The sequence below is a fragment of the Pedobacter miscanthi genome (assembly GCF_003315595.1).
Lineage (GTDB): Bacteria > Bacteroidota > Bacteroidia > Sphingobacteriales > Sphingobacteriaceae > Pedobacter > Pedobacter miscanthi.
Genome location: NZ_QNQU01000001.1, coordinates 87,810 through 113,683, shown reverse-complemented (window position 1 = coordinate 113,683; position 25,874 = coordinate 87,810). Strand labels below are relative to the sequence as shown.

General features: G+C 41.0%; 26 protein-coding genes. 11 read left to right on the top strand and 15 right to left on the bottom strand.

Going from position 1 to position 25,874, the window contains the following annotated elements:
* Positions 1-197 precede the first annotated feature (197 nt).
* Positions 198-719, top strand: a complete 522-nt coding sequence (locus tag DRW42_RS00520; protein WP_158544244.1) for a serine acetyltransferase — start codon at positions 198-200, stop codon at positions 717-719.
* Here the strand turns inward: DRW42_RS00520 and DRW42_RS00515 are convergent.
* The 4 genes from DRW42_RS00515 to DRW42_RS00500 form a co-directional block, all read right to left on the bottom strand.
* Complete coding sequence (locus DRW42_RS00515; protein ID WP_113946875.1) at positions 712-1,605, bottom strand: glycosyltransferase family 8 protein; 894 nt, start codon at positions 1,603-1,605, stop codon at positions 712-714. The genes DRW42_RS00520 and DRW42_RS00515 overlap by 8 nt on opposite strands.
* Before the next feature lie 74 nt (positions 1,606-1,679).
* Positions 1,680-2,951, bottom strand: coding sequence for a UDP-glucose dehydrogenase family protein (locus tag DRW42_RS00510; protein WP_113946874.1), 1,272 nt, complete (start codon positions 2,949-2,951; stop codon positions 1,680-1,682).
* Positions 2,952-3,008: 57 nt separating this feature from the next.
* A complete protein-coding gene (locus tag DRW42_RS00505; RefSeq protein ID WP_113946873.1) occupies positions 3,009-4,175 on the bottom strand; it encodes a glycosyltransferase family 2 protein in 1,167 nt (388 codons plus the stop codon).
* 116 nt (positions 4,176-4,291) lie between these two features.
* Positions 4,292-5,227: a glycosyltransferase family 2 protein gene (locus DRW42_RS00500; RefSeq protein ID WP_113946872.1), complete on the bottom strand. Its 936-nt coding sequence runs from the start codon at positions 5,225-5,227 to the stop codon at positions 4,292-4,294.
* 192 nt (positions 5,228-5,419) lie between these two features.
* On the opposite strand from DRW42_RS00500, the gene DRW42_RS00495 reads away from it, so the two are divergent.
* The 3 genes from DRW42_RS00495 to DRW42_RS00485 all read left to right on the top strand — a co-directional run bounded on the left by DRW42_RS00495 (position 5,420) and on the right by DRW42_RS00485 (position 7,563).
* Positions 5,420-6,253 carry an LCP family protein gene (locus tag DRW42_RS00495; RefSeq protein WP_113946871.1) on the top strand — a complete coding sequence of 278 codons (834 nt, stop codon included), beginning with the start codon at positions 5,420-5,422 and terminating at the stop codon, positions 6,251-6,253.
* A complete protein-coding gene (locus tag DRW42_RS00490) occupies positions 6,253-6,450 on the top strand; it encodes a hypothetical protein (protein ID WP_113946870.1) in 198 nt (65 codons plus the stop codon). The genes DRW42_RS00495 and DRW42_RS00490 overlap by 1 nt, the downstream gene beginning before the upstream one ends.
* A 489-nt stretch (positions 6,451-6,939) precedes the next feature.
* The gene (locus tag DRW42_RS00485) at positions 6,940-7,563 is read left to right on the top strand and encodes a class I SAM-dependent methyltransferase (protein ID WP_113946869.1); all 624 of its coding nucleotides are present in this window, start codon (positions 6,940-6,942) and stop codon (positions 7,561-7,563) included.
* A gap of 459 nt (positions 7,564-8,022) precedes the next feature.
* Here the strand turns inward: DRW42_RS00485 and DRW42_RS00480 are convergent, their stop codons facing one another.
* A complete protein-coding gene (locus DRW42_RS00480; RefSeq protein WP_147243638.1) occupies positions 8,023-8,232 on the bottom strand; it encodes a hypothetical protein in 210 nt (69 codons plus the stop codon).
* Positions 8,233-9,846: 1,614 nt separating this feature from the next.
* Here DRW42_RS00480 and DRW42_RS00470 point away from each other — a divergent pair.
* Together DRW42_RS00470 and DRW42_RS00465 are read left to right on the top strand one after the other, a co-directional pair.
* A complete protein-coding gene (locus tag DRW42_RS00470) occupies positions 9,847-10,245 on the top strand; it encodes a response regulator transcription factor (RefSeq protein ID WP_158544243.1) in 399 nt (132 codons plus the stop codon).
* 123 nt (positions 10,246-10,368) lie between these two features.
* The gene (locus DRW42_RS00465; RefSeq protein WP_113946865.1) at positions 10,369-11,493 is read left to right on the top strand and encodes an RCC1 domain-containing protein; all 1,125 of its coding nucleotides are present in this window, start codon (positions 10,369-10,371) and stop codon (positions 11,491-11,493) included.
* Positions 11,494-11,597: 104 nt separating this feature from the next.
* Here DRW42_RS00465 and DRW42_RS00460 read toward each other — a convergent pair whose 3' ends face one another.
* Both DRW42_RS00460 and DRW42_RS28630 read right to left on the bottom strand, forming a co-directional pair.
* Positions 11,598-12,227: an alpha-ketoglutarate-dependent dioxygenase AlkB gene (locus tag DRW42_RS00460; RefSeq protein ID WP_113946864.1), complete on the bottom strand. Its 630-nt coding sequence runs from the start codon at positions 12,225-12,227 to the stop codon at positions 11,598-11,600.
* A gap of 47 nt (positions 12,228-12,274) precedes the next feature.
* Positions 12,275-12,496 carry a hypothetical protein gene (locus DRW42_RS28630; RefSeq protein WP_158544242.1) on the bottom strand — a complete coding sequence of 74 codons (222 nt, stop codon included), beginning with the start codon at positions 12,494-12,496 and terminating at the stop codon, positions 12,275-12,277.
* Positions 12,497-12,553: 57 nt separating this feature from the next.
* Here DRW42_RS28630 and DRW42_RS00450 point away from each other — a divergent pair, with 57 nt between their 5' ends.
* Both DRW42_RS00450 and DRW42_RS00445 read left to right on the top strand, forming a co-directional pair.
* Positions 12,554-13,342, top strand: coding sequence for a hypothetical protein (locus DRW42_RS00450; protein WP_147243637.1), 789 nt, complete (start codon positions 12,554-12,556; stop codon positions 13,340-13,342).
* A 152-nt stretch (positions 13,343-13,494) separates the two neighbouring features.
* Positions 13,495-13,761: a hypothetical protein gene (locus DRW42_RS00445; protein ID WP_113946861.1), complete on the top strand. Its 267-nt coding sequence runs from the start codon at positions 13,495-13,497 to the stop codon at positions 13,759-13,761.
* A 179-nt stretch (positions 13,762-13,940) separates the two neighbouring features.
* Here DRW42_RS00445 and DRW42_RS00440 read toward each other — a convergent pair whose 3' ends face one another.
* The 5 genes from DRW42_RS00440 to DRW42_RS00420 form a co-directional block, all read right to left on the bottom strand.
* Positions 13,941-14,945, bottom strand: a complete 1,005-nt coding sequence (locus tag DRW42_RS00440; protein WP_113946860.1) for an IS110 family RNA-guided transposase — start codon at positions 14,943-14,945, stop codon at positions 13,941-13,943.
* An 853-nt stretch (positions 14,946-15,798) separates the two neighbouring features.
* Positions 15,799-18,030, bottom strand: a complete 2,232-nt coding sequence (locus DRW42_RS00435) for a hypothetical protein (protein ID WP_113946859.1) — start codon at positions 18,028-18,030, stop codon at positions 15,799-15,801.
* A gap of 653 nt (positions 18,031-18,683) precedes the next feature.
* On the bottom strand, positions 18,684-19,376 hold the full coding sequence (locus DRW42_RS00430) for a DUF421 domain-containing protein (RefSeq protein WP_244215156.1): 693 nt from the start codon (positions 19,374-19,376) through the stop codon (positions 18,684-18,686).
* Positions 19,377-19,505: 129 nt separating this feature from the next.
* Complete coding sequence (locus tag DRW42_RS00425) at positions 19,506-19,865, bottom strand: response regulator transcription factor (RefSeq protein ID WP_113946857.1); 360 nt, start codon at positions 19,863-19,865, stop codon at positions 19,506-19,508.
* A 64-nt stretch (positions 19,866-19,929) separates the two neighbouring features.
* Positions 19,930-20,196 carry a hypothetical protein gene (locus DRW42_RS00420; protein ID WP_113946856.1) on the bottom strand — a complete coding sequence of 89 codons (267 nt, stop codon included), beginning with the start codon at positions 20,194-20,196 and terminating at the stop codon, positions 19,930-19,932.
* A gap of 330 nt (positions 20,197-20,526) precedes the next feature.
* Between DRW42_RS00420 and DRW42_RS00415 the strand changes: the two genes are divergently transcribed.
* Complete coding sequence (locus DRW42_RS00415) at positions 20,527-21,072, top strand: RNA polymerase sigma factor (protein WP_341866220.1); 546 nt, start codon at positions 20,527-20,529, stop codon at positions 21,070-21,072.
* Between the two features lie 1,044 nt (positions 21,073-22,116).
* A complete protein-coding gene (locus DRW42_RS00405) occupies positions 22,117-22,623 on the top strand; it encodes a hypothetical protein (protein ID WP_113946854.1) in 507 nt (168 codons plus the stop codon).
* 427 nt (positions 22,624-23,050) lie between these two features.
* On the opposite strand, the gene DRW42_RS00400 is transcribed toward DRW42_RS00405, so the two are convergent.
* Complete coding sequence (locus DRW42_RS00400; protein ID WP_113947168.1) at positions 23,051-23,491, bottom strand: MarR family winged helix-turn-helix transcriptional regulator; 441 nt, start codon at positions 23,489-23,491, stop codon at positions 23,051-23,053.
* A 25-nt stretch (positions 23,492-23,516) separates the two neighbouring features.
* Complete coding sequence (locus DRW42_RS00395; RefSeq protein ID WP_113947167.1) at positions 23,517-24,017, bottom strand: GNAT family N-acetyltransferase; 501 nt, start codon at positions 24,015-24,017, stop codon at positions 23,517-23,519.
* Between the two features lie 343 nt (positions 24,018-24,360).
* Here DRW42_RS00395 and DRW42_RS00390 point away from each other — a divergent pair, with 343 nt between their 5' ends.
* Positions 24,361-24,810 (top strand): hypothetical protein, encoded by a 450-nt coding sequence (locus tag DRW42_RS00390; protein ID WP_113946853.1) that lies wholly within the window; start codon positions 24,361-24,363, stop codon positions 24,808-24,810.
* Between the two features lie 380 nt (positions 24,811-25,190).
* On the opposite strand, the gene DRW42_RS00385 is transcribed toward DRW42_RS00390, so the two are convergent.
* The gene (locus tag DRW42_RS00385) at positions 25,191-25,871 is read right to left on the bottom strand and encodes a GNAT family N-acetyltransferase (protein ID WP_113946852.1); all 681 of its coding nucleotides are present in this window, start codon (positions 25,869-25,871) and stop codon (positions 25,191-25,193) included.
* Positions 25,872-25,874 lie beyond the last annotated feature (3 nt).

Here is a 25,874-nt window from a genome sequence, read left to right as displayed (position 1 = left end):
TAAGGTTGATCAAAATTACTCATCCCGCATTGCTCTATAAATAGCCCTTAAATACTAATGAAAGCAAAGCTTTAAGGTGTTAATTTTGGGTATTCCCAGCTTCATCAATACATCGTGCGTTAATGCTCCTGTCTGGTTTTTAAATATGAATACACAAACAATACCGTTTACTGGCCTTAATGACCGGAAGTTTTAACATGGGGATAATCAAATATATTCTTCAGGACCGGAAGGCCAATCTGGCCAATCCCACCAAGGGAAAGTATATCGTGGTGTTTTTTAGGACAGCACAGCTTATATCGAGGTATAAAATCACTAAGATTCTGTTCTTTTGGTACCTGTTATTTTACAGGGTTGTTATAGAATGGACGATGTGTGTAGAGCTCAACTGGAAAACTTCTATAGGGAGCGGTTTCCAGCTTTGGCATGGCAGCGGCCTGGTTATTCATCCGGATACCATAATCGGTAAAAACTGCTCGGTGCGCCAGTGTACTACAATTGGTGTTAAACAGGATTTTACAGCATCGGGTCCCGTTAAAGCCCCGGTTATTGGCGATGCTGTAGATATTGGCTGTAATACAGTAATTATTGGTGACATAACCATCGGCAGCAATGTAACCATCGGGGCTGGTTCGGTAGTAGTAAAATCAATACCAGATGATGCCGTAGCCGCAGGGAATCCTGCGAGGATTCTCCGCAGCAACCCAGTGATTACCTGAAAGCCATCACCAGCTTTTTCTCTATCTTATTATAAATCTTTTTTAGTTTACTCACCGCATCACTTTTAATGCGGTAGTTTGCCCATTGGGTTTTATTTAGGTAATGGAAAAAAGTAGTTTTAAAATGTTCTTGTCCCGAATATCCATTGTAAATTGGTTTCATCCCTGTAAAATGGATGAGGTAGGGGCTGGCCATATCTTTTTTTGCAAACCAGTTCCATAAAGGATCCAGCTCAAACCAGTCATTATTAAAAACCACGTTAAGTGTGTATTGCTCTGCAAAGTTGAGATACGCTGCATTTTCTGCGGCACAGGCAAAAGCTCGGGCAGTAATATTCCGTTCGCGCCAACGCTGAGGTTTTAATAGCATCATGCCGGCATTAAGGTATTTGCTGTTAGGATCGAGCCCCAACGCTTTATAATTACTGATTCCTCCCCATGGAGAACTCACCAGACCCGAAAGATCGGGTACAGCACCCAGGTCGTAATTGCCTATATCTGTATGCCATAACTTAGATATATCATCAAGCACAATCATATCCACATCCAGGTAAATTGCTTTTGTAGCCTCCTGAGGAATAAAATAAGGGATGCACAAGCGCATGTAAACATTCGCGGGAAATGAAGATTTATCCCTGGGCAGTTTAAACTGTTTAGGTAGAGCTTTTTCAATCGGGATCCAGTGTAAACGAAGTTTGGTGGTAGCCAGGCTCGAAACCACTTTGAGCCGGTTTTTCTCCGTAATGTGGTCAGAAACAATATAGAGGTTAATTTCTTCTCCCGAATGGTGGTTATCTTCTAACGACCTCAGCATTGCAGCCAGCAGCGCCACAAACTGGTTGTCGCAAATGGTTACTATTGTTATACTTTCAGCTTGATGCATCATGGTATTTTATTGTTTTGTGTGTGATGTGCAGTTGGATAAGTTATTTTGATCAAACATTTTGAACAGCATCTTTTTTACTTTCCAAAGACTGATAAGGTTTCATCCATCGCAATCAATTTTCTTCCTATACTATTATAGTAATAGCCAAGCTCAGTCATTTTCTCGAGCTCGAACAGATTTCTGCCATCAAAAATTACTTTTTCCTTAAGCAGTTCAGCCATTTTTTCAAAGTCAGGGTTTCTAAATAACGACCACTCGGTTGCAATTAACAATGCATCTGCCCCCTCAAGTGCTGCGTAATGGTTTTCGGCATAAGAAATCCGGTTGTTAAATACCGATTTTACATTTTCCTGTCCCTCAGGATCAAAAACGCTTACGGTTGCGCCATTTTTAAGCAGGGTTTCGATTAGGTAAAGTGCAGGTGCTTCCCGGATATCGTCCGTTTCCGGTTTAAAGGAGAGTCCCCAGAGGGCAAAATGTTTTCCACTGATTTCATTGTCATAATAGTGAAGCAGTTTATCTGCAAGGATTACTTTTTGCTTTTCGTTTACGGTGATTACCGATTTCAGGATCTCAAAGTTGTATTCGTTTTCATCTGCTGATTTAACCAGCGCCTGTACATCTTTCGGAAAGCAGGAACCTCCATAACCAATACCGGGGAATAAAAAGCGTTTGCCAATACGTTCATCAGTTCCAATTCCTTTACGTACGGCATCAACATCAGCACCTACCAGCTCGCAAAGGTTGGCAATTTCATCCATAAAAATAACCGGATTGCCCTGGCGCACATAGGGTGCATAAAGTTCCGACATTAATTTTTTTGCCCTTTCGCTGCTTGTACCTATTACCACGCGGTCTGGTTTCATAAAATCTTCTACCGCAACGCCTTCCCTTAAAAATTCAGGGTTCGAAATCACATCAACAGCGATAGAAGTATGGCTTTCAAAAACAGCTTTTACTTTATCGGCAGTTCCTACTGGCACGGTTGATTTGTTTACAATTACTTTATAGCCGTTAAGGAGCGCTGCAATATCTTTTGCCGCACCAAGGATGTACGAAAGATCGGCCGCACCATCTTCGCCAGGAGGGGTAGGAAGGGCCATAAATATAATTTCGGCATGTTCTACCGCCGATTGCAGATTCATGGTAAAGCGGATACGTCCCTGCTGAATGTTGCGGTGAAAGAGCAGTTCTAATCCAGGTTCATAAATAGGGAGTTCGCCCTGTTGCATTTTTTCTATCTTGCTGGCATTAATGTCCACACAGATTACATCATTTCCTGTTTCTGCCAGGCAGGTTCCTGTTACTAGGCCCACATAGCCGGTGCCGATAACTGCAATTTTCATTTATTTTATTGTTAATAGCGTTTATTTTATCAATGAAAGTTTAGCCTGCTGGTCTGGCTACTTGCGTAGCGAGCGCTCCCAGGCTGCATTCTGGTTCTGGTTAATGTATCTTAAAATTCCCGCTGCCACAGCATAGTTCATCATGCAGAAATAATAGGGAATAAAAAGCGCTTTGAGCCTGATGTTTCTCCGTTCCATCAACATGCCCAGCAGGGCCAGGCCATAAAAAGCAAACTGTGCCATCAGCAGGAACAGGTAAAACCTTTGGTTATACTGCGAAACAATGATGATGTTGGCCAAAAGGGCCAGAACAAGCAGGAACGGGGTAATCGTCCAGCGGAGTACCCGGTGCGACAGGTACTGAAAAGTTAATATAGGATAACGGAAAGGGTTTGCTGCCACTTTTAGCCTGAAAATAGACTGGATACCGCCCGCTGCAATTCTGATTTTACGCTTAAGTTCTTCAGCGGTATTTGCCGAAGCTGTTTCACTGGCGTAAGCTGCAGGCTCATAAGCGATCAAATAGCCTTTTTCCGCAATCCGCATGGCAATCATATGATCATCAATAATGGTATCGCTTTCTACCGGTTCGTATAACGATGCCCTGATGCTGAAAAGTTCGCCGGCAGCACCTACATTAGAGTAGAGCTCATAATCCCACTCTTTAAGCCGCGATTCGTATTTCCAGTAAAAACCTTCTCCGGCTGAACTGGCATCGGCATGCTGGTTGACCAAAATCCGTTTTTCGCCTGCCACAGCACCTACTTTCCCATTCTGGTAATGTTTTACCAGCTCGCGCAGCGCCTGTTGGTTTAAAAAGGTGTTCGCATCCGAAAATACAATAATTTCGCCCGTTACGCCTGGCATCGCTCTTTTTATTGCCGCCATTTTGCCGTGGCGGGCACCGTTATGCATCAGCACAATTTCCTTATACGGATAAATCAAATCGGGAGTGTGATCTGTAGACCCATCAGTGATAAAGATAATCTGCAACAGCTCCTTTGGGTAATCCAGTAATAGCGTGTTTTTAATTTTATCGCCAATAATCAGTTCTTCATTCCAGGCAGCCACTAGTAAGGTAACTGTAGGCAGGGCGGCATCAGTGAGGAATTTTTTTGGATGGGTAACAATGCGTTTGATCCTGATGAGGATATAAAGTAATAATCCATAACCCACGAAGGTGTACATCACGATGGAAAGGCAGGCCCAAAAGAAAATAATCATTGTTTATTGGATATGTATAAATTGGTGGTGAATCATTAAGCCCAGGCTTACCAGCGGCACGAAGTTAGGATGCTTAAAACTGTATCTCAATAGTCCTTTACTACCATTGTATTGCCTTATTTAACACTTTTGGCTGGTAAAGTGATAGGAGAACGATGTTCGACATGATTCTTTGATCGGATCAGGTGCCACGAAAGCCCCTTTGTCACAAAAGGGATCAGATCTCTCCTGCCTTTTATGAGATAAGTAATGACTTGTTTTGGCACGGCCAGAAGCAGGTAATAAGTGCTAAACAGTGTAACATTTAGCCAGTTGGTATTCCGCCGCATAAAAAGCAGCCGGTTTCGGGTAACGAAATAGGTTTTTACAGCACTTTCTTTCCCTACACTCATCGATTCTTTATGAAAGATGTGTGTTTTACCGGTAAACCAGATCTGTTTGCCAGCTCGTCTAAACATCTCGCACCAATCCAGCTCTTCATAATACAAAAAATACTGTTCAGGTAACAGGCCGACATGGTGAATGTCGCTTTTCCGGCACATCATTGCGGCTCCATGGCAAAAAGCTGTTTGGTAACTGGTATTGTCGTATTGGTTATTATTCTGCCTGCCCAGGCCAATGGTTTGGTTTCTGCCCGTAATTAAATTTATTGGTGTAAAACCGGCATATTGGATTACACGTGGATCATCATAAAAGAGTATTAACGGCGAGAGTATCCCGATTTCCGGCCGTGCAATCATTTCTGCTACGAGCTGCATCACAAAACCGGGAATTATTTCGGTGTCGTTATTGATCATCAGGATATATTCACCCTTAGCCTGCATGATGCCGAGGTTGTTCCCGCCGGCAAAACCCAGGTTAACTTCCGAACGGAGATACCTTAATGAAGGATAGCAATCTGCAAAGAGGCCTTTGTTGTCAATATCGCTCGCATTATCAACCAAGATTACCTCAATATCATCCCTCTTGCAGTTTTTTTTAATTGATTTGAGAAGATCCAGGGTTGCCCCGGGCTGGTTGTAGTTTACCGTGATGATAGATGTTAATGCCATTTCTGCAAACTTATGCAAAGCCCGGCTACTGGTCTATAGTCTTTTTGGGTGGTTTATCAGCCCTTATAAAAACACTTACGACGGGGATTTAGTGAAATAAGGCTATAGGTGAAAGGAGGCGCTAACGATAGCTTTGTGTTTGATTATTCGGTGGATATGCATGTTTAGATCTGCCCTTTTAATATACTGATTATGAAAATCAAGAACTTAATTTTAATTATGTTACTAAGCCTGTCTGGCATGGCTACGCTTTACGCCCAGCAGATACTTTTGATCGGATCTGATTCGAGGGAGAATAATACGAGGGGTAATGCAGATCTGATTATGGTGATTACCGTAAAAAATAAAGAGGTAAAGCTGACTTCCATTTTGCGCGATACCTATGTTTACATTAAAGGATATGGCAATCAGAAACTTAATGCGGCGTACCGCCTGGGAGGTAGGAAATTATTAATCAGTACCATTAATGCAAATTTTAAAACCAAACTGGTATCTTCTATCGTAACTGACTTTAACAATACAGCAAGGGTAATCGACTCTTTTGGAGGAATTACCATTAATATAGATAAAGGCATACACCAGTATGTAAACCGTTATATAGCAGAACAGTCGTACTTAAAAGGTGTGCCTTCACTGCCATTAACGCGTACGGGGGTAATTAAGGTAACGGGCGATCAGGCTCTTGCTTATGCCCGGGTAAGGGTTGCCGGAACCTGCTATGATGACCATGCAAGGGTAGAGCGGCAGAAGAACATTACTAAAGCGGTAATCAGCTATGCGGTGAAAAATAAGTCGGTGGCTTTAAAAAATATCTCGGGTTTATGGTCGATGATTGATACCGACATCCACCTGAAAGATTACATGAAAACCTTTAGCACTTTCCTTAACAAACAGCACTTGCCGAGGTCGCAGGTGTTTCCTGCCGGAAACCTGTATAGTAATGAACGGATAAGTGGAGTGGGGCTGGTATTAAAGATAAAGAATTTTAAGAGTGCAGCTTACCGTTTAAACGATATGATAAAATAATGAGAAAGGGAAAAATACTGAGTGTGAGTGAGGTTCACGGACATGGAACTATAGAAGACGAAAACCAGCAGGAGATTACATTTAGTTTAGCGAGTTTACAAGTTAGCGTTCATGTTAGTGATGAAGTGTCATTTGATATCGCTATGGGGGCATCTGGTCTTGTAGCTGTAGATATCCTTACCATAAAGGAAGACTGATAGAATGCAGACCGCATGCATTAGTTGATCAATCTTTCGATATGTTTCTTCCCAGGACAAGATTATGAAGAAGTCCGCCTTTTTATTTTCCGATTATCCCTTTTATCTGTCGGAGAATATAAAGTTTATAAGATAAGGAATTAAATGTCAAAGGAGACGCCAAGCATTGCTACATCTGGTGATGCCTATTTGCATAGATGAAATGGCCAGTACGATAAATCTGCACCAGCACACAATGAAGTGGTTAAGCTACCAGTAGACTGACACAAGGTTTAAGGGATTTGTTTCGGGTATTTTGATACCAGTTTGTATCTCGACCTGTAAGCCAGAGATAATAATTTGATTGCAAATTATTTCCGATGCCTGTCTTCACATCCGGGAATCTCATTTTCGTATTACTGATATATATAAATCGGACCGGCAATAAAAAACAGAGACTTATCTTTCCTGAAAATTGAAGGCTAAGGTAAAAAAAGATAAATTTGCGGGATGAGCAGTTTTAACAGTTCGGATAATCTACAGGAAATCTACGGCAATATCGACATATATCTTTTTGATCAGTTATTAAAAGGTACTTACAAGGGCTGTGTGCGTGTTTTAGATGCTGGCTGCGGCAGCGGGAGAAATATTCAATTTTTCTTAAAGCAGGGGTTAGAGGTTTTTGGTGTGGATCAAGACCCGCAGGCTATAGCGGCGCTTCAGCAGCTGTACTCCGGGTCTGAGCAGGATTTTCAGGCAAATCATTTCGTGGTTGCAGAGGTGGAGGAATTGCCGTTTGATGATAACAGCTTTGATTTGGTCATCAGTAGCGCGGTTCTGCACTTTGCCAAAAACCTGGAACACTTCGAGCAGATGTTAAGTTCAATGTGGCGGGTGCTGAAAAAGGATGGTTATTTTTTCTGCAGGTTGGCTTCAGATATCGGCATTGAATCATCACTCCACTTTGTGGGCAACGGGCGGTATATTTTGCCGGATGGCTCGGAACGTTTTTTAGTTAATCAGGAAATGTTACTTAGGTTGACACGCAAACTCGGCGGCACACTCCATGAACCTATCAAGACCACTATAGTGCAGAACATGAGGAGCATGACGACCTGGTGCCTGAGAAAATAAAATTTTTTTTATGCGAATGATTTTGGTTCCTGGTCCTATAGTATGGCCTGAATCAATTGGAGTGCGTGTAGTTATCTCATGCTTACTTAAAGTTCCTGCCCCCTGAAATAGCTGGTACTGTTGGGGTGTTCTTTTCTGGGTTACCATTTTGGCAACTTAGATATGGGGCAGTTCTTCCATCTGACCTGAAAAAGCTACGGCTGGAAAATCATTGTGTCCAGCCCTGTCGATCGACCGTGATATATCGCTACTGTCAGCTGGACTAAATTCGAAATCAAAAAAATAGACTTTGGGTACATTATCTGCAGAGATAATTTTGGTAAAGACTATACGGGAATAAACAAAAACAACAGGCTTAAGAAGGCAAAAGGCGCTCGATTACCGAAAATTTTTTGATCAGCTTGTTCAGTAAAAATATTTCGATGCAAAGGACAACTATCATTGGAATGTTTCGATGCATTATATTGAGGTACTGATATTCGGCATTAGTAATGCTTTTTCCTTGCGCAGCTCAACTTGTTCTCCCAACTGGTTAATCCATCTTTGGGTATAAAGCGCTATCCCACTATGGTATACCCATCCATAATCTGTACTTACAATGTTCAGTTGCTGTCCGCTTATGTCCTGTTGAAAACTATAAATTGCTTTTTCCCCGTGATGTAGAATCATAAGCCTGCAATGGCAGCGTCTGCCATCTGCCTCTATGAAAAAATACCCGGAGCGAAACATACATCAAAGGAAATTGGTGGGGAAACAAAGTTAATGATGTATATCGGAATTGAAAATCTTTGAATAATTAAATTTACTATCTGCAAGTTGATTCTGAATATTTACTACCGGTACTAATTACCAGATAATAAGCTATAGGATTGGTGCCTTTTTTGGACAGGATTCATTGATACCGGTTGAAAAACCGAATCACAAAAAAGGGCGGGAAGGAATAGGTATTAGCCATCTAGAATTTATAATGTCAGGTGGTAACAGGCTGTCGCCTGCATATACACTTGTTACAGGAAATAAAATACATCAGAGCTTTGCCTTCCCTCATTCTTTGCACCTTGCCAGCTCCATGATTTAAGTGAAGAAAAACAATGTTTCTGATTTACAGATGCCGACTAAAAGACGTTGATAAGTAAGACTGTTGAAGATAAAAGGCATAGTAGAAGGAGTATAAAAAGCATGTCAATAAGTACATGTTTTTTTATGGAACTTTGCCATTCATCATACTCTGGCAAAAAATCCTGCTTCCAGTTTTGCGCATCTTTGCCATGGGTAAACTGTCTTCCCGTTTGATGATTGTTTTTTAATGTCTTATCCAATACTTTCATTTGATAAAAATGCCAAGGTTGATCGCTGAAAGATAAAATTCCTCTAATAATTCGTTACTAAAATAGATAATTCTTTGTATTTTTCTACTACCTAACTAATATGCAAAATCACATTTAATTTTTAAAAATTTCAAATTGTATCAGTTCCAAGACATTCATTTGTTTTGAAATATAATATCTCGCAACTGGTTAATCCGTTGTGTAATACAGTAGGCTATAAGATAACATCAGAGAAGAAAAACTTTTTAGGTCTAATAGGTTTAAAAAAGCTGATTGTCAAATGATAATATCCATGACCCGATATCGCTGCCAATCTGGTTTATCAGTTGTGCCAAAGGAGCCCTATTGCTTAATGGCCATATGGCTTTTTCAAATCCACCAAGATAGAATGCAGGTATCTATAGCCATTCGAATAGTTTAGCAAATATGCTAGCTTTGGAGGAAACCATTGCGATCTTTAAGTATATTCCGTTACATTCCGTAAAATTTTCATTGGTAGGCAACAATGGGATATATCACAATAGCGATAGCTTCTTGCTATTCGGGAAGGCGTCGTTAGTCATGTTGTAAGCAAAATTGCCAAGCAATGGTTATCGGATTGAAACCTGTTCAGTCGCATGCGGAAGTTTTTTATTTAGTTAGATTTATCCTTTCGCTTTAAAATTATTTTTTCTTATCCCAAATGTCGGCGGAGATGATTAATTCTTAATCCTTTGTTTCAAAATGTCTCTTTGGTTGATATGTCCTTGATGATTATGAGGGATATGTTTATTAATTTCATTGTTAAAATGACTGATTATTCATACTTTAGTATCGTCGAAATAATGCTGCGCAAGCAGCTGTATCCGGAAGCGGGCAGGGAGAGCGGAGAAGCGCCGGATGCATAAAGTTCTATCTGAACCCACGTTAAATGCAATAGCCAAAGTTTTAAACTGGGTTTATAAAATGAATGGATATGGAAACAATTTTCATTCACGAAACCGATGAAAGTATAAGGGATGTTTTAACAATCATCTTTAACTCGGAAGATTATCAGGTAAAATTTTTTGAAAGGTATGGTGACTGGTTTTTACGGAGTCTTTCCACCAATCCCAGTCTTGTTATATTGGATTTCAAGTTGACAGGTGAAGTTAGTATTGCTGCCTGTCAGCTCATCAGGCACAGGTATCCATACCTTCCGGTACTTGCGATGAGTTGCAATGAGAGGATCGGAGACCTCTATTTAAGGCATGGATTTGATGATTATATATTAAAGCCATTTGACGTCACTGAGTTGCTATCTGTTGTCCGCCGAATGATAAGCACAGCTAAGATTTCCAAGCACAAAACGTGTACAGTAACCGCCTCAAATTGACTGCAAAGAGATTTACCATACGCCTAATTCAAACGATCCTTTAAATTATCATATCTACTATCAGCAATGTTAAAACAAAACAAACCTTATCTTAGTTTCTAGTGGTAAATCTGCATTTGACATATGAAACGCATTGTTACACTGTGCCTGATAGGCTTATCGGGTATGTTTTATTCCTGCAAAAAGAATGGTTCTCCGGATCCCGGACAACCACAGCCTTCCCCTGATGCCCGTTTCACGGCAATCGCAACTACTGAACGCAATTCCCTGGCAATCGATGATAAAGGAACGCTATGGGGGGCTGGCGAGAACAACGGGCAAATGCTCCGAACCGGTAATAATGAGGTGCAAAAAAAATGGGCCAGGATAATGGATCAGGTAAAAGATGTTTCAATCAGTGAATCACGATCGCTGATTATCAAAGCTGATAATTCCGTATGGACCTGTGGACGGAATTCGTTCGGAGACCTCGGTACGGGAAATGATGCATCAACCAAAGGAAAATTCGTCAAAGTTGCTGATGGGGCACAGCAGGTTGAAGCAGATTACAATAACGGCTATATTATTAAGTCCGACCATACACTCTGGGCTACTGGTTTTAATTATTATGATCAGTTCGGCGCTGCGCATTCCAGAGCTGAAGTGATCAATACCTATGTAAAGATTGCCGATAATGTGACCGACATCGTAACGGGGAGAAATTGCATCCTGATTGTCAGAACTGATAACAGCCTATGGGCCTGCGGCCAGAATGTCTGGGGGCAATTGGGTCTGGGCCATAAGGCTGACCAATACGGGTTCGTTAAGGTTACAGAAAACGTAAAAGCGGTGCGTGCCGGGGAATTCCATACACTCATTATCAAAACAGATAACAGTCTTTGGGTAGCGGGTGACAATGAATTTGGAGAGCTTGGTACAGGAGATAAGCTCAGTCAGGTCAATTTTGTAAAAGTACTCGATGGGGTTACAAATATCGCGGGAGGCCGTTATTTTTCATTGGCGGTCAAAACCGACAATACGCTGTGGGCTACCGGATACAACAGTTTTGGGACGTTTGGCGTTTCAAGTGCGGACCAGGTAAAGTTCGTAAAAATCATGGATAATGTTTCGAAGGTGGCCTGCGATACCTATCATTCCTTTATGATCAAAACTGACCAGACTTTATGGGCCACCGGAGAGAACACTTATTACGGACTGGGTACTGGAACCAGAGATGATTTGGCTGTATTTACTAAAGTCAAACTGTAATAACGGATTTGATCCACTGTATTATAAAGCATCCTTCTATGATTGGGTAGTGATGCCAACAACCCGTAAAGGATCAATTTGTCTTTGTCGATAATAAACTTATCTCAAGGCAAATATAAGCCGAACTTTTCTATAAGCATTTCCGCCACTTTGCCCTGTGGGTTCATCTTGTGGACATTTGAGGGCTTGACCTTACGATAGGTGATCGATACGCGTCTTTCCCTTTTCATTAATGCTCCATTGATGTTATCCTTTTTTCTTGGCGGAATGCCGTGGGTCCATTTCTTTCTGGCATCATCCTGCATAATATACATTGACCTTCGCGGCATCTCAATATCTACGGTCTCGAGGTTTTTGCCCTTTATGAAACGCATGAGGCAACCACTGCCCAGATTAATACCGCAGATTTGGTTTTCGTAATAGCTGCGGTCCTTATGTGGACGGATTCCCTCGCCAGGAAGATATTCATTTATGATGACCTGATCAGGTTGTAAATCAAGAAGGCCCTGGCTCACTATATTCTTTGAAAGGTGGTAGATTCTTTCAGGTATAGTCAAGGGTATGGATATTAGTTGGTGTGGCTCTTCAAGCTCATTTCTATACCCGTAATATTGCAGGCGCCTGGAGTAATCAACCATCCATATCTGCTTGTCTATTTCTTGAAGTAGCTCTTCTTCAAGGGAACCTGAAATGAAATTAGGGTAAATATATAGCCCCGGGACTTTTGTTTCCATCAATAAATAACACTTAGACAGTTTGTTTGTGTGGGGCGAGGGATCATTTATTTACGCAGAGAAAACTGGTCCAAGGTGCCGTTTCCCAGTTGCCGGAATTTCTTGCGGGGTTCAGCGGCTGGAATGGTCAAGTACGCCAGAAAGAGCATAGGCAAAATAACGCTTATACCTGCTTTTCCGTTGACGCTGGCCAGGAAGGGTGGGCTGTTGATGGGAAAGGAGCGGGGGTGGATTGATGATGGTTGATTACTTCGCTGATTTTTGTGCATGTTTTGTTATTAACTGATATCATTTATCTTTACTGTTTATTTTGCAGTCAGATACATTTGAAAGAAATTCTACGTCGACTTGAAAAGCCGTTCCTCATCACCTATATTTCCATATGGGTAGCGGTTTACGTTTTGTCAAGGTTTTTCCTTGAAATTTATACCGATGATGCTCCGGCGTCGGTCTGGATATTTTTACTTATTGTCTTGGTGCCACTGAGCTTTTATGCGGCTGCAAGGACAGTAGCAATAAAGAGGGAAAACTGGTACGGCGTGATCGGTTATTTCATTATGTATAGTGCCGTGTCACTGCTCACAAGTAATTATATTATCGTCAATGGTGATCTTTTGATCAGCGCTGCCATTAAACCTAAAATGCGGAGTCAGGTGGTGGTGACCGATGTGCGTAAGGTTTTTTATAAAAGCGGCTTTGACCATACTTCAGTAACGGTTAAAACTCAAGATAGATTCATTACCCTGCAGGGCAAGCCTTATATTTTCTTTTACCTTCTGGGCAAAGAGCGTATCTCTGTGAGTTCCGCGAGATCTTTTTTAGCAAACGAATTTCTTTACACCGATGGAATTTCCCGTAGGGAAAAGCTTAAGGCCAGATGGCTGCATTTTAAAGACCAGATTTACCGTTTGCGCATCATTGCCGCTATCATCGCTACTTTGACACTCATCGGGTTTTTATGGCCTCAAAAAAAGTCCCCAAATCGCCAGGCGGCTGCAAAGATCGGGATCTGGAAGATGATGGCTATTGTGATGGGCATCTTGCTTACCCTTGGCCTGTTATTTTATGCCGGGCTTTTTGTGTATGTTAAATATTTCGCCACTGCGCGCCATTGATTCCGATTGCCATTAGCCTGGTTTTTTAATTGCAAATTTACAGCACCCCTTTGCGCGGTAAAAGGACTTTCGCGGCATAAGCGCTGCGCTATTTATTCCACGCTTCCCTGTAACGCTTAAACTCGGTACTGTCCTTTCTTTTGCAAAAAAAAATGGCTACTTTAAATCATGCAATCGAAAATCAATATGGCAATACCTTTCATCAGTCTTTAATTACTGACCATTATATCTTTTACACTGACGATGGTGACGGTATAATTATGTTTTTCCGCAATGACCTAAAAAGAGGGCCATTCCAGGGTTACAGGGCAGATGAGTTACTGATCGAGGTAATCTTTAAGGGGGAATGGGACTGGGCCAGTGAGGATATGAAATTCAATATCAGCTGCATCCTGGAAGCTGATAGTGAAGCAGGGTGAGCGTTATTGGAAAATAGCAATTCAACGTGAAGGGATAGCATTCAGTTCGGGTATTTTTAACTTCATAATTTTATTTATATGCAATGATCCTTTTTAATTTCATAATTTCCATGTTGCCAAAATTTTCCAGTCAGCTTCTGCGACGCAGGTTGAGATATTAATGCAACTCCTACGGTCAGTTATTTTACCTGATAATGAGTTTGATAAAACCTATCCTGGGCGATACAGGTAAACATCCTTGAAATAATTTTGAATCTGATTGCATTAATGACCAGCATTTTGTGCTTACCTTCGATTTCAACCTTACGCTTATAGTAGCCTCTCAGATCAGGCACGAATCTGATAGATAGTATCGCGGCAGTATGTAGTAAGGCCTTTACACGCTTATTTGCAGTTTGGGAGACTTTTGCACGCTTACTGATTGTCGTTCCAGACCGATGCCGAAAAGGAGCAACACCACAATAACTTGCAAAGCGTTTAGCTGTGGTAATTGATCTGAATTCATTGGTTGCAATGATCGCATGTAAAGCAATAACAGGTCCAATACATGGAATTGAAAGCAGGATCTTCATTAAACGGGAAAGACTTTCGTCAGACTTCCATGTTGCATCAATCGAGGCATTTATATTCTTTATGTCTGTGACCAATGCTCTCAAGCTGCCTGAACATAGACGGTTACTTTCCAATATCAGGCCTTTTTTCACAAAACCCGCATTTTCTTTTAATGTATTTACTATAGAAACCCTAAGGGCAATGAGTTTTCTGCGTAATGTCATTAAAGAGGATAAATGTCCAATGATATCGCGACGTGCTGCAAAAAACCTCAATTCGTTACGCGATTTGTAAAGATAACTGGCAATCCTTTCCGAGTCGTCCTTGTCTGTCTTCCCCCTGATCAGTCCAAAGGAGTTTTTAAGGTGTAATGGGTTTTCGAGCACAACTTTAGCCTTCTTTTGATGAAGAAATGTTACAAGTTTAGCAGAGTAAATCCCCGTACTTTCCATCCCAAAAACGGTGTTTCCAAAAGTCAATCCTTTGTTTGCCATGAGCTCTTTGATAAAGGCCTTTATAGCATGGCTTTCATTCTTAATACACCTGTGAATCACAAAAGTGTTGCCCTGTAATAGCGTGAGGTCCAGTGTGAGTTTTGATATATCAACTCCAACAAAATATTTTAATTTCATGATAACATTAAAAAAAGTAAAATTAGCCCCTGTCCATTCAGGTATTATATCATTTAATAGGCCATTAGCCTTGAACTGCTTATAATTCCACCTGAATGGGGCTTTTGGATGTTTTTTGCCAAAGAAGCGGTCTTAACACAATTCCCAGGCCTCTGCCTATGTTCTTCTTTAAGTCTGTTCCGAATCGTTGTTGCATTTTCTTCCATATCCTTCAGGGGCTACTTCAAGCATATATAGTTTTCTCATTTTAATAACCAGGCCTCATCTTAAAATCCTTTGTGTAAAGTTCAGTATTTAAATGTAAAAGCCTCGGCTACAAGCATTAAAAGTGCATTCCTGGTCTGGAAATTTTTAAACAAATCTTGATAAAATATCAAATAATAATTTTCGCATGGAAACCGCTGACGCGACGAACCGGTACATTTGAATGTTTTGAAAAGTTTAATTTATGATTGTGGTAGCGCCTGTATGGGAGACCTCACTTATATGCCAGGGTATCTTTGTTGCGAATGCTTGACAGAATGTAGACGATTTGCCAGATTTTATTAGTGATGATAGTTTAAGATGATATCGAACAATCGTTTGTTCGCCATGGATATTTGAATAATCCTAGGCGTATTGTGTCAAGAGTGGAAAATGAGAAAACAGTGTTTTAACAACGTGATTATATAATACATCTCGCATAACACGCTATGAAAAGTATTTATTTTTTCTTTGGTATAGTAGGGCTTTTAGATACCATTCATCCTAACCGTGCTCCTCAGGGGGAGTGAAGCCTGTTAATATCCACCTTTGAACAAATTTATTAGTTCCTAACCAATGTTAGAATTACGGTAATGGGAATATTTTTTTATTAGTCCGGATTGCAGCCTGGGGCTTTTTCATTTTTGCTTTTCCAGTTAATTTGCAATCTGGCATCGCCTTTAACAGTGGCCTCAAGCTCATTTTTTTTGCCTTTAGCAGTTTGAAATTTACCTGCTGCACCTTTCAGCTGAAAATCCAGATTTTCAAACTCATCCTGGTCACCTTGCGACACTATCCTTACGCTGCAATCAAGACGTTTATCTCCCAAAAGATGAAAATCCACTGCATGTTCCGATTTTCTTAGGGCTGCGAACGGATAGTCCGTAAAAATCAAAAAACATTCGTTCTGTGGGCGGATGAAGTGCCTTGGTAAAATGCCAAATGCATTTCCTGCTCCGTAAACTTCCTGGCCAACTGAGCCACTTTGCTTTAGGCCATCCTGTAGGTCTTCTAGTGCTATCCAAAGGTCAGGATCTACTTCGCCTGTTTTAACTTCTTTCGATATTACTTCTTTGGGAAGCATCGGCGGGTAATAATAAGCCGCCCGGTCTACTAGATACCGGATATATTCGGCGCATAACAACCTTACACTGGCTTCAATCGTTATACCTTCAGCATGCTGAAGGTAATCATGTAAGGCACAGAAAACCTCCTGCTCTTCATAAGCCGCTGTGTAGGGCGCATCGGCAAGTGGGAAAAGTGCAAAAAATGTCGGAAAATGTTTCGCCAGCCCATAACCGCAATCCCATAGTTGCACATTCTGAAATATCGAGGCCAGGCACCGGTAGCTCAAATTCAGGTAGATTTGCTTTCCCGTGAGCTTATACAATTTTAAGAGTGCACCTGCAGCGAAAGCGGTATTGTTGGCCTGGTACATGATTTCCATCCCCAGGCTACTGAGTTTCTTTGCAGCCCGCTCAGCTTCCTGTAGATATTTTTGATCACCGGTAAGTTCGTATGCCTGCAACATGACATGGGCATACAGGCCCGCAACATCCTGTTCGCCACCCTTGCCTTCGGAAGTTTCCGCTTTTATAATTTCCAGGGTATCCATTTTATAAAATACCGGCCACTCGTATTTGTAGGCATGGGCGACTTTTATCGCATAGCCAATGGAGTCCAAGAACAGCTTTTCGGCCTCATGGTCCCCTTTGATCGCTAACCTGGATAAGTTAAGTAGGGGATGGTGAAGATACCAGGAGTCCATCACCATTGGCAATTTCTGTTCTTCCTCTCCCGTCAATTTATCTTCAGCCGCTGGATGCCAACGAACAATTGTATTAAGTTTTTTATTGTAAAAAGCGGGTAAACCCGTTTTGATCTTTTTGACCACATCAAGCTTTTCTCCGCTCCACTCTACATAATCAACCAAAGGCAGAAGTACGGCAAGCTGGACCATAATTTCGGGAGGCGTGTTGTAGTCGCTGACATAGGCATTCAGGTAACTATTGCCTCCGACCATCGACCAGCAGCCAGGGTTTTCTATCAAGTCCTTCAGGCCTTTTTTTAAGATCCCCGGCCAGGAAAGGTATCGGGTTTTTGGACGTGGTAGGATCAGGTATACTGCTGCCAATAACTCTAAGTAGTTCAGGCTTAGTTCTTTTTCTTCTCGCTCCAAAGGTTGAAAGCATATATATGCATCCGAAAGCATAGTCTTTATACCTCCTCGCAAAGGTTTTTCAATCGCAGAGGGAAGCGATAAGCCGATTTCCGGCAATTGCCCACTCACCACTCCGGACATACTGGTAGAGGTCTGCTCAGCATAATTGGATAATGCTGTGAGATTTTGAACATAGAGTACGCGCAGCCTGCTCTGTTCTTTAGTGAAATAAGCCAGACCTGAACGCGTACCGATCTGACTGAGATGCAATACTCCCCAGGATTTCTGGCCATCTAAAGTAGAATTAGCCGTCAGGATGTCCCTAGGACAAAAGGGAAGGTATAGGGCAATTTTTGGGATTAAGCAACAGCTATAGTTCAACCATGTAAAGGCCCCTTTTCCAAAGGTAATCTTGATTAAAAACCGGCCCATCACAGCATCAATAGTAATATGAAATGTATTATCTTTAACTCTGGTACTAAGTTTTTTTATGCAGGCGGCTGGAACAGGACAAGTGTTAAAATATATAGGGGCCGCATTTTTATAGCTGGCTGCAACCCATACTGAATCTCGGGTTTGCAATAGGACGAATTGAAGCATGCCTGCCTGCAGGGTCTGAATTGGGCTGGCCTGTTTAAGCTGCTCTAAGCTGGTAATTGTCCACGAGGATAAGCCTTTCATACCTGATCATTTTGGTTAAAACTTTATAACAGTCTTTTTTAAGCTTTGTTTACAATTATATTTCACGATATCCTGGGGTATTAGGAAATCGTTCGCAATTGCGCTACACAGTAGGTTGGAATAAGTGTTTTTTCTTCCGCACAGCTGCGTTCACGTTTTTTTTAAAATCATTGACGAAGGGATTCTCACAATTGCTGGATAATTTTTTTGATCCTTTAGCATTTTAATAAGCGAACTGTCGGCAAGCCGCAGGTGGTTAAGCTTGCCGTTGAAGAATTGATCCTGATCTGAATGTGATGGATATCCGTCTGGGTATTGGTGATGGAGAGGGCGTCTGTGGTAAGGCGAAATCTGAAGCTGCTAGCTCAGATATTCGCATGGTGTTGGTAAGGGGCTGGTTATGATGAGAATACTTATTGATTGCCGGCAGATACTATAACGGGCAAGTGTTACAATAAGCGCTTTTTGTTGCCAACTTATCAATGAACGCTGAAAACCGGGTGGTTCACAGCCTGATTAATGATCCTGAATGATGGGCTTACTAGTTTGTTTTGGCGAAATTCTTGAAATTGTGGTGTTGGAGAGATGACCCAGGCGAGATAATCATGTGTATCGCAATGCGGCCGGGACAGCTGCCGAATACCTGACAGTGGCTATTTTATACGCGGCATATCTTTTGCTTTCACCCACTCATCGTGCTTGCAATTGGTGCATTTGTAGTTCTGTCCTTTGCCGATTTGTACGGTTTTTCCGCAGAAGCTACAGGCATAAAGATCCTCACTGTCCACTAACTTCGATGCCTGGGCAAATTCTTTAGGCAAGATCGGCAGGCCGGGTCTTACCTTATCGTCAGGAAAAAAATAGATACTTACGCAGCCTGAAGTTTCTAAAATCGCTGTTTCAACCTGGCCGAGATGTGACACGCCCTGCTGTCGGAGTTCTGCAAAGAATTCGTCCTGGGCTAAAGTTTCTTTCCGGAATTCATGAACTGAAAACATGCCTTTTTCAATGATGTATGTAGCTTTTCCTTCCACCAGATCGTCGAATCTATTGCTTTTTGCCATCAGGAAGGTAGTGAGCCTGTAGGCGCCTACAATAATTGCGAAAATTGCTATTGGAACCATAAGCCCGATTTCTTTATAGAACATCGGATCTCCGGCTGCAGATCCCAGGCTGATGATGACCACCATTTCAAAAACTGATAGCTGTCTTACCCCACGCTTACCAAGGAGCCTTAGCCCGATAAGTATAATAAAATACATTAGTATGGTACGTATGGCTATCTCGATAAGAAATCCCCATTTTTCCTCACCTACCATTATCTTGGTCCAGTCTAGGTCCTGCATAATTGATTATATTTAAGTGCTGCCTTCAGAAACTCTAAAGTCTGCTGTGGATGAGCCCGGCCAAGGTTTGTTCATGGCGTGGTACAACAATCCTCGCTTTTCTTCCAGCGTTTGCGAAGGGAGCCTCCTTTACGGGTTGACCTGTCTTTTTATTTTCCTCAACAGTACATCGATATCGAACGGCTTAGTTACATATTCTTCTGCGATGCATGCTCGGGTCATCTGAGGAAGGTCTGCATGCGCGCTCATCATCAATATGGGTATACGTTTTGTCGCTGCGTCTGATTTTAAAAGCCTGCAGACTTCCATTCCGTTACCGTCGGGGAGCATCACATCAAGTATAAATAAATCAGGGTTAGGATTTTTTCTTGATAAAAAATCGTTAACGCTCGAATAGCTTTCTGCCCGGTAACCCTCCTCTTTGAGCAGGATCTTGATGATATCGATAATGCCCGGATCGTCCTCCAGGATACAGATATTTTTGCCCATAAAAATGTTTCGTTTTACGTTCTACTCCGAATAATGAATGTAACTGTTTCAGACTGATGTCTTATCACTCTTCACCTTCTATAGGGCTTCCGGTGGGGCCTTCGTGATATCTTTTTTTTCCATTTTCATCCTCGTGTACGATAAGTGAATGTGGTGCAGCTGAAGGTAGATTGCTTCCGGTGCCTGAAGTTTTTGGTATTGAAAGTAATTCGTCGTTGTTATCTATAGAGGGCTTATCACCCTGGGGATTTCCCAATGCTGTCTGCGCCAGTCTTTCGCGGTCTGTCAAGACTTCATTTTGCTGGTCTTTTTTGCTTTCCTTATCTGCCATAATGTTTTTTTTAGATTAACACTAAAAACAGTTCAATAGTTTGGTGAATATTATTTCTACAACTTGAGGTTGGTGTTTTCGGATGATATGGGTAATATGCCTACGCCACCACGGTATCACTCAGCAGCCCTGAGCTTTTTCAGTTTATTAACCAGGGAGGCGACGGGCTTACCATGGCTGGCCGGACGCTATAGAGTCGATGATTGTTTATGGTATAATCCCTTGCGTATTTTCACGGGTCAATTGGGTATTTATAACAAAAATTAACAATTTAAAAAAAGAACCAAACCAAAACGGGCATATAGGGTTTAAAATTTAATGATCTGTGTTATGGTACAACTTATAGGCGGACTATTTCCGCCGGGATTTGATATTATGAACCAATTAGATTTTACTCAGGCAGCGCAATCATTTCAGCCACAACTTTACTCCCATGCGCTACATTTTACAAAAGATGAGGATGATGCAAAGGATTTGCTACAGGAAACACTTATCAAGGCATTCCGGTTTTGTGATCGCTTTGACGCTGGGACCAATCTTAAGGGATGGCTTTATGTGATCATGAAAAACACTTTTTATAATGGTGTGGTAAAAACAAAACGCAAAAGGGAGGTTATTTCTGATGAGGACCTGGACAGTCCCAGCCTTGTACATTCTTCCACCGCAAATGCCGGGGAGGTTAAGTTTGCAATGGAAGATATAGCTAAAGCAATGGGAGCATTGCGGCCAAACTACAGGATTGCTTTCCAGAGATATTTCGAGGGTTACAAATATGAAGAAATAGCCCATGAACTGGGTATTCCCTTAGGCACCGTTAAAACGTATATCTTTCAGGCCAGATGTGATCTGAAAAAATATTTAAAGATGTACAGGTAGCAAAATCTTACCCTTTCTGATAGATTTTCCCAGCTGTTTTTTTTTATTATTCAGTCATGGTTAGAAAGGATGTGAACTGTTTTGGTGATAGGCGCAATCTAAAAGAACATTTTAAACATTACCCTACCCGGAATCCCACGTGAAGTGAAACGAATTGTGTAGCGCAGGTGTCGCGCATCTAAGGAAAATCGATGGGAGTCCTGTGGGCGTCTAGATATTTTACAAGGGAATTTTGATGGTATGAATAGCCTAATTCATGAATACCTCAGGTTATGTATTATTTATCTGTACGCATTAAAACAATTGTACTTTTTTTAATGTCTAGATAGCATGTTAGAATTTCGCAAAGCTGAGAAAAAGATTTTTACCTCCACCGCTGTCAGCAGTCGGATTAGGCTTCACATGCCGGGCTTTTTAAAATGGCTTTTTCAGAGTTTTTGGTTGTTAGCTTTTCTGTTTGCATTAATCGTATTGTATTCCTTTGGTATTCTGCAAAGTTCCCTTAAGGAGCTCTGGTTTCAGTAAGTTAGGCATCTGGATTTGATATCGTATTGCTTTTTAAATTGCCCGGTCCAAAGTTATTTTTTCAATTGCCTAAAAATCCTGCATCAGCAGTTTTATCCACGCGCACAACCATCCCATTGGGAGAACTGTTTCTTAGAACGTAGGAGGTAGGCTGAATTCAATATTTGCCCCGGGGAGAAAGATCTTTAGTATTACGAATCAGGACGACCTGACTGTTTCTTCCCTTGGCCATTTTGGTTTTGGGATGAGCAGAGGATATTTTATATTTAGCCAGCCAATTCTCTATTGAAAAATGGGCTTGAACATTATATTTTTTCAGTTTTATGGTGTTTGTGACTTAGGAGTGGGGGACTGTTTGTTGTTGTCCTTTTTTGAACAGGTGGGACAATGAAAAGATATTTAGCTGCCGGATTCATAAAAAGCGTTGACTATTTTGATAGATAGATTGAAAAGTTGTTATACTGCTCGAAAAAAATCCATATTTTGTATCATCCCTGCTGCTTTAAAACAGGATTGCCTTTGAAAAAAATAGTTGACGGTACCATTATCATTTTTAAAGATCCTATAACAGCTAGAAGACTATACTTTTCCGGCATTGCTTATCTTTGTTTGTTTGCCGGCTCTGTTATCTGGCTTATAGGAATTTTTGCAGAGTTCTACATTGCTGATCAGGATTTTATAATAGGCATAGTAGTGCTATCTCTGGTTTCGCTCTTGTTTGGTTGGAAAATGGTCAGCAAAATTCTGGAAATAATGGGCATTTTGAGGAAAAATCCGCTAATTACCATTAGTCGCATGGGAATAGCCGTTTTTGGTGATACAATTAAACTTTGGTCAGACATCAAACAGATTAGGTTAATTGCAGATTTTGACAGAAAGTATATTGAACTGCGATGTTTTGTGGAGGAAAATAGTAAAAGTTATATGTTATATGCTGCTCCAGACACGTCAGAATTCGAAAATTTAGCTGAACTGAAAAGTGTACTTGACCTGTTTGCGAATAAAACCACTATTTCTGAATACTAAGGAGCGAAACTTATTGTGCATTTGTCGCTGCATTATTTGATCTAATCCCCTAACAAAACGAAAACGACCAAGCGCCCAAATCTTATTGAGGTGCATTCGGATTAGCCACTATCGTATAAGTAGGAGTTTATACATTATTTTAGATAACAGTTGTGATTTAGACCTTATCAGGATGCAAGTTGATGGAGCAGATGAGTGTAAATGTGATTTCAAATCATATGATTTGTGGGATAACTTCAAAGAAAACACTATAAGGTTAAATCGTGATGGTAGGAAGCGGTAGCAGTAGATGGCCCAAGTAAATGATGTCCTTTTTTGTTTAGATTTAAAAGCCACAAATTGGGGCTTTTTCTTTTTGTTGAATCTCGATTCTAATCATAAACCTATTTGGTAAAAGTTAGCCATATGTTTATTTAGCCTCTTTTGGTTAACTATCCTTCAGTGAAAGCATTTCCATTATGGCATGCATATGTGTCGTCAGTTCCTTTTGTTCATCATCGTTAAATTTAGAAATCAGAGCATCAACCTGCAAGTTAGATGCTCGATCCAGTTCTCCATAGATTATTTTTCCCTGGTCTGTCAGCGAAAGCAGTATTACCCGTCCGTCCGTATCTGATAGCTCTTTTGAAATCAATCCGGTTTTCTCAAAATGTTTCAGAACTTTACTGAGATATCCTTTATCAATATCAATTGCTGAGATAATCTGTGAGGCGCTGATTTTGCCCATGGCCTGTATTTCATAAAGAATACGGGCTTCTGCGAGAGAATATTTACTTTCCAGGAGATGATTGTCCATAAGGCCAAGTAGCTTTGTATAATAGCGGTTGAACTTCCTGATTTTATCAATTACTGGCTGTTTTGCTTTCATATATTGGTTTTTAAGCATGGGTTTACTAGGCCAATTCCAGGTCATATCTGTACTCGCGAATTGGCTTATTGAAACTATCAGATGTGCTTTCTTCAGTCAGCTCGAAACCAAATCTGGTATATAGAGCCATTGCTGCTTGCTGTTCTTCCGTAGTCCATAAATAGGCATGGGTGATATCTTTTTCACGCATAAACGCAATAAACTTTTGCATCAGATGTTTTCCCAAGCCTAGTCCACGGTATTCAGGGAGGAAGATAAAATAACGAAATTGTATCTGCTCAGAACGGTGTTGTGCAACCAGGCAACCGATGATCTGATTGTCATGTTCGCAGATCCAGACCCTGTCTTTTTTAGGATCATATCCTTTTGCAAAATCTTTTAGTCCATCCAGCACATAAGCTTCGAAATTTATTCCATAGCCGCATTCTTTTGCATATAGCTCACCATGTATATAGGCAATATACCCCAAATCTCCTGGTTTCAGCGTATCTCTGATCTTGATATCTGATAATGTAATCGTTCCCATAATTTCACATTTTAAATAAATGGTTGAAAAAATCAACAATGCAAATATAAATAAAAAAATGTTGAATTTGTCAACTATATGTAGTTTAGATAGTTTCTAATTGGATAATATTATAAATTCTTTACAATCAAAACGGATAAAAAGGCCGTGAATTTCGGGCGCTTCGTTCTCTGCGAGCGCATAATGTTCTCGCTACGCCAGAACACCCTTGGGGACTTATAGCTCTGCGTTCTCTCTTACACCCGTTTTTCCGGACTTTCTTTTTTCCGTTTTTTCTTTTGAAAAGATTTTTTGGGAAAGGAGGAAACAATGGAAATAAACAGGATTATTTAAGGATTTGGTGATGGAAAATTTGGAGTACCTCGAAAGTGAGATCGCAAGCTTTACGGAGGCTTTTTGCCCCTATGGTTATTTGGATATCAAAACAGCACTTTTGCGTACGCTCAGCGCTGGTTTTGATGCCACCTGGGCATTTGATCAGATAACTGTGTTTTGTGATGAATGTGGTCTCGAGTTTTCGAAGGTTGACCCCTGTTATATCGTAATGGAGGGCATTTTACAACAGGCCAGGAATGAAATTGAGGCTTTGAGCGGTTTTGATATTTGCAATGATGCTAACTTTTATGTTTATGGCAATTTTATGTGTTCATCTTTTGAAGGGGTAGAGGAAGACAGGGAGCAGTTGCGGTCTGCGCTTACCGGATGCAGCTGGCAGTTCGACGATCTTTCGGAATGTGCAAGATATTGGCTCGTTGAAAATGAAGTGGAATTAGGGTCTGATGAGGTGAAATGAGAAAAGTTGCTACTTTCAGTAAGGATAAGAAAAGGAAGTAACTGCTTTGGTGATATAGAGACATCATATACCCTGAATACCACTTGAAGTTAACGCATAATACTATGTCTAGAAAGCATGCTAGAATTTCGCAGAGCTGAAAAAGGACCTCTAATTTCCGCCGCAGTCAGCAACCGGATTAAGTTTCACACTCCAGGCTTTTTTAAAATGGTTTTCCTGAGTTCTGACTGCTAGCTTTTTATTTGCGTGATAGGGTCTGGATCATCTATTATTGCTTTCTAAACAATTATTGCTATAATAATCAAATAGATGTAGTCTCATCTGATGATTGCGAAAATCATTTCCGCCCAATTGTTCGCATCTTCGGCAGCATTTTTAGCTTATGTTTTCCCGATGATATAAATGACCATTTCTTTTCTAATCTCAAATCCCATAGACTGGTATATTTTGATTGCACGTTCATTGTCTCTCTTGACGTGCAGGTATGCCGTTTTACTATTGGCTTGTATCTGCCGGATTTGACTTAGGATTAATTGACTTGCATAACCTCTTCCCAGATAATCCGGATGGGTACAAACAGCGCTTATTTCGACAAAGTTATGGCTGTGTAACCTTTGGCCAGCCATTGCTACCAGCTTTCCATTGTCTAAAACCCCCTCATAGTTGCCAAAGGCAATCGTATTGCTTAAAAAAGGGCCTGGATTGGTTTGTATGGTAAGTGCAAGCATTGCCGGCACATGCTGTTTTCCAAGCTTTACAATATTTATATCACTCGGTTGAGGTTGCAGCGCTTTAATCAGTAGCATCTGGTAGCCATCGATCCGCTTGATGATATGCCATGGATCCGGGACTAAGAACTTTTCATCAGTAAATATCGCTGCAGGTGATTCAAATGGAAAAAGCTCATATAGTGTTTTAAAATTCTTGGCCGAAAATTCTTTCATCCCGGCAAAGGGCGAAATGTCGCGTGGTAAATACCTCACGGGTCCACTCCCTTGGGAAAGACGCGCATTTCCGCTTATCAGTGCTTCCCATACCGGATTATCTAATATATGTTTCATGTA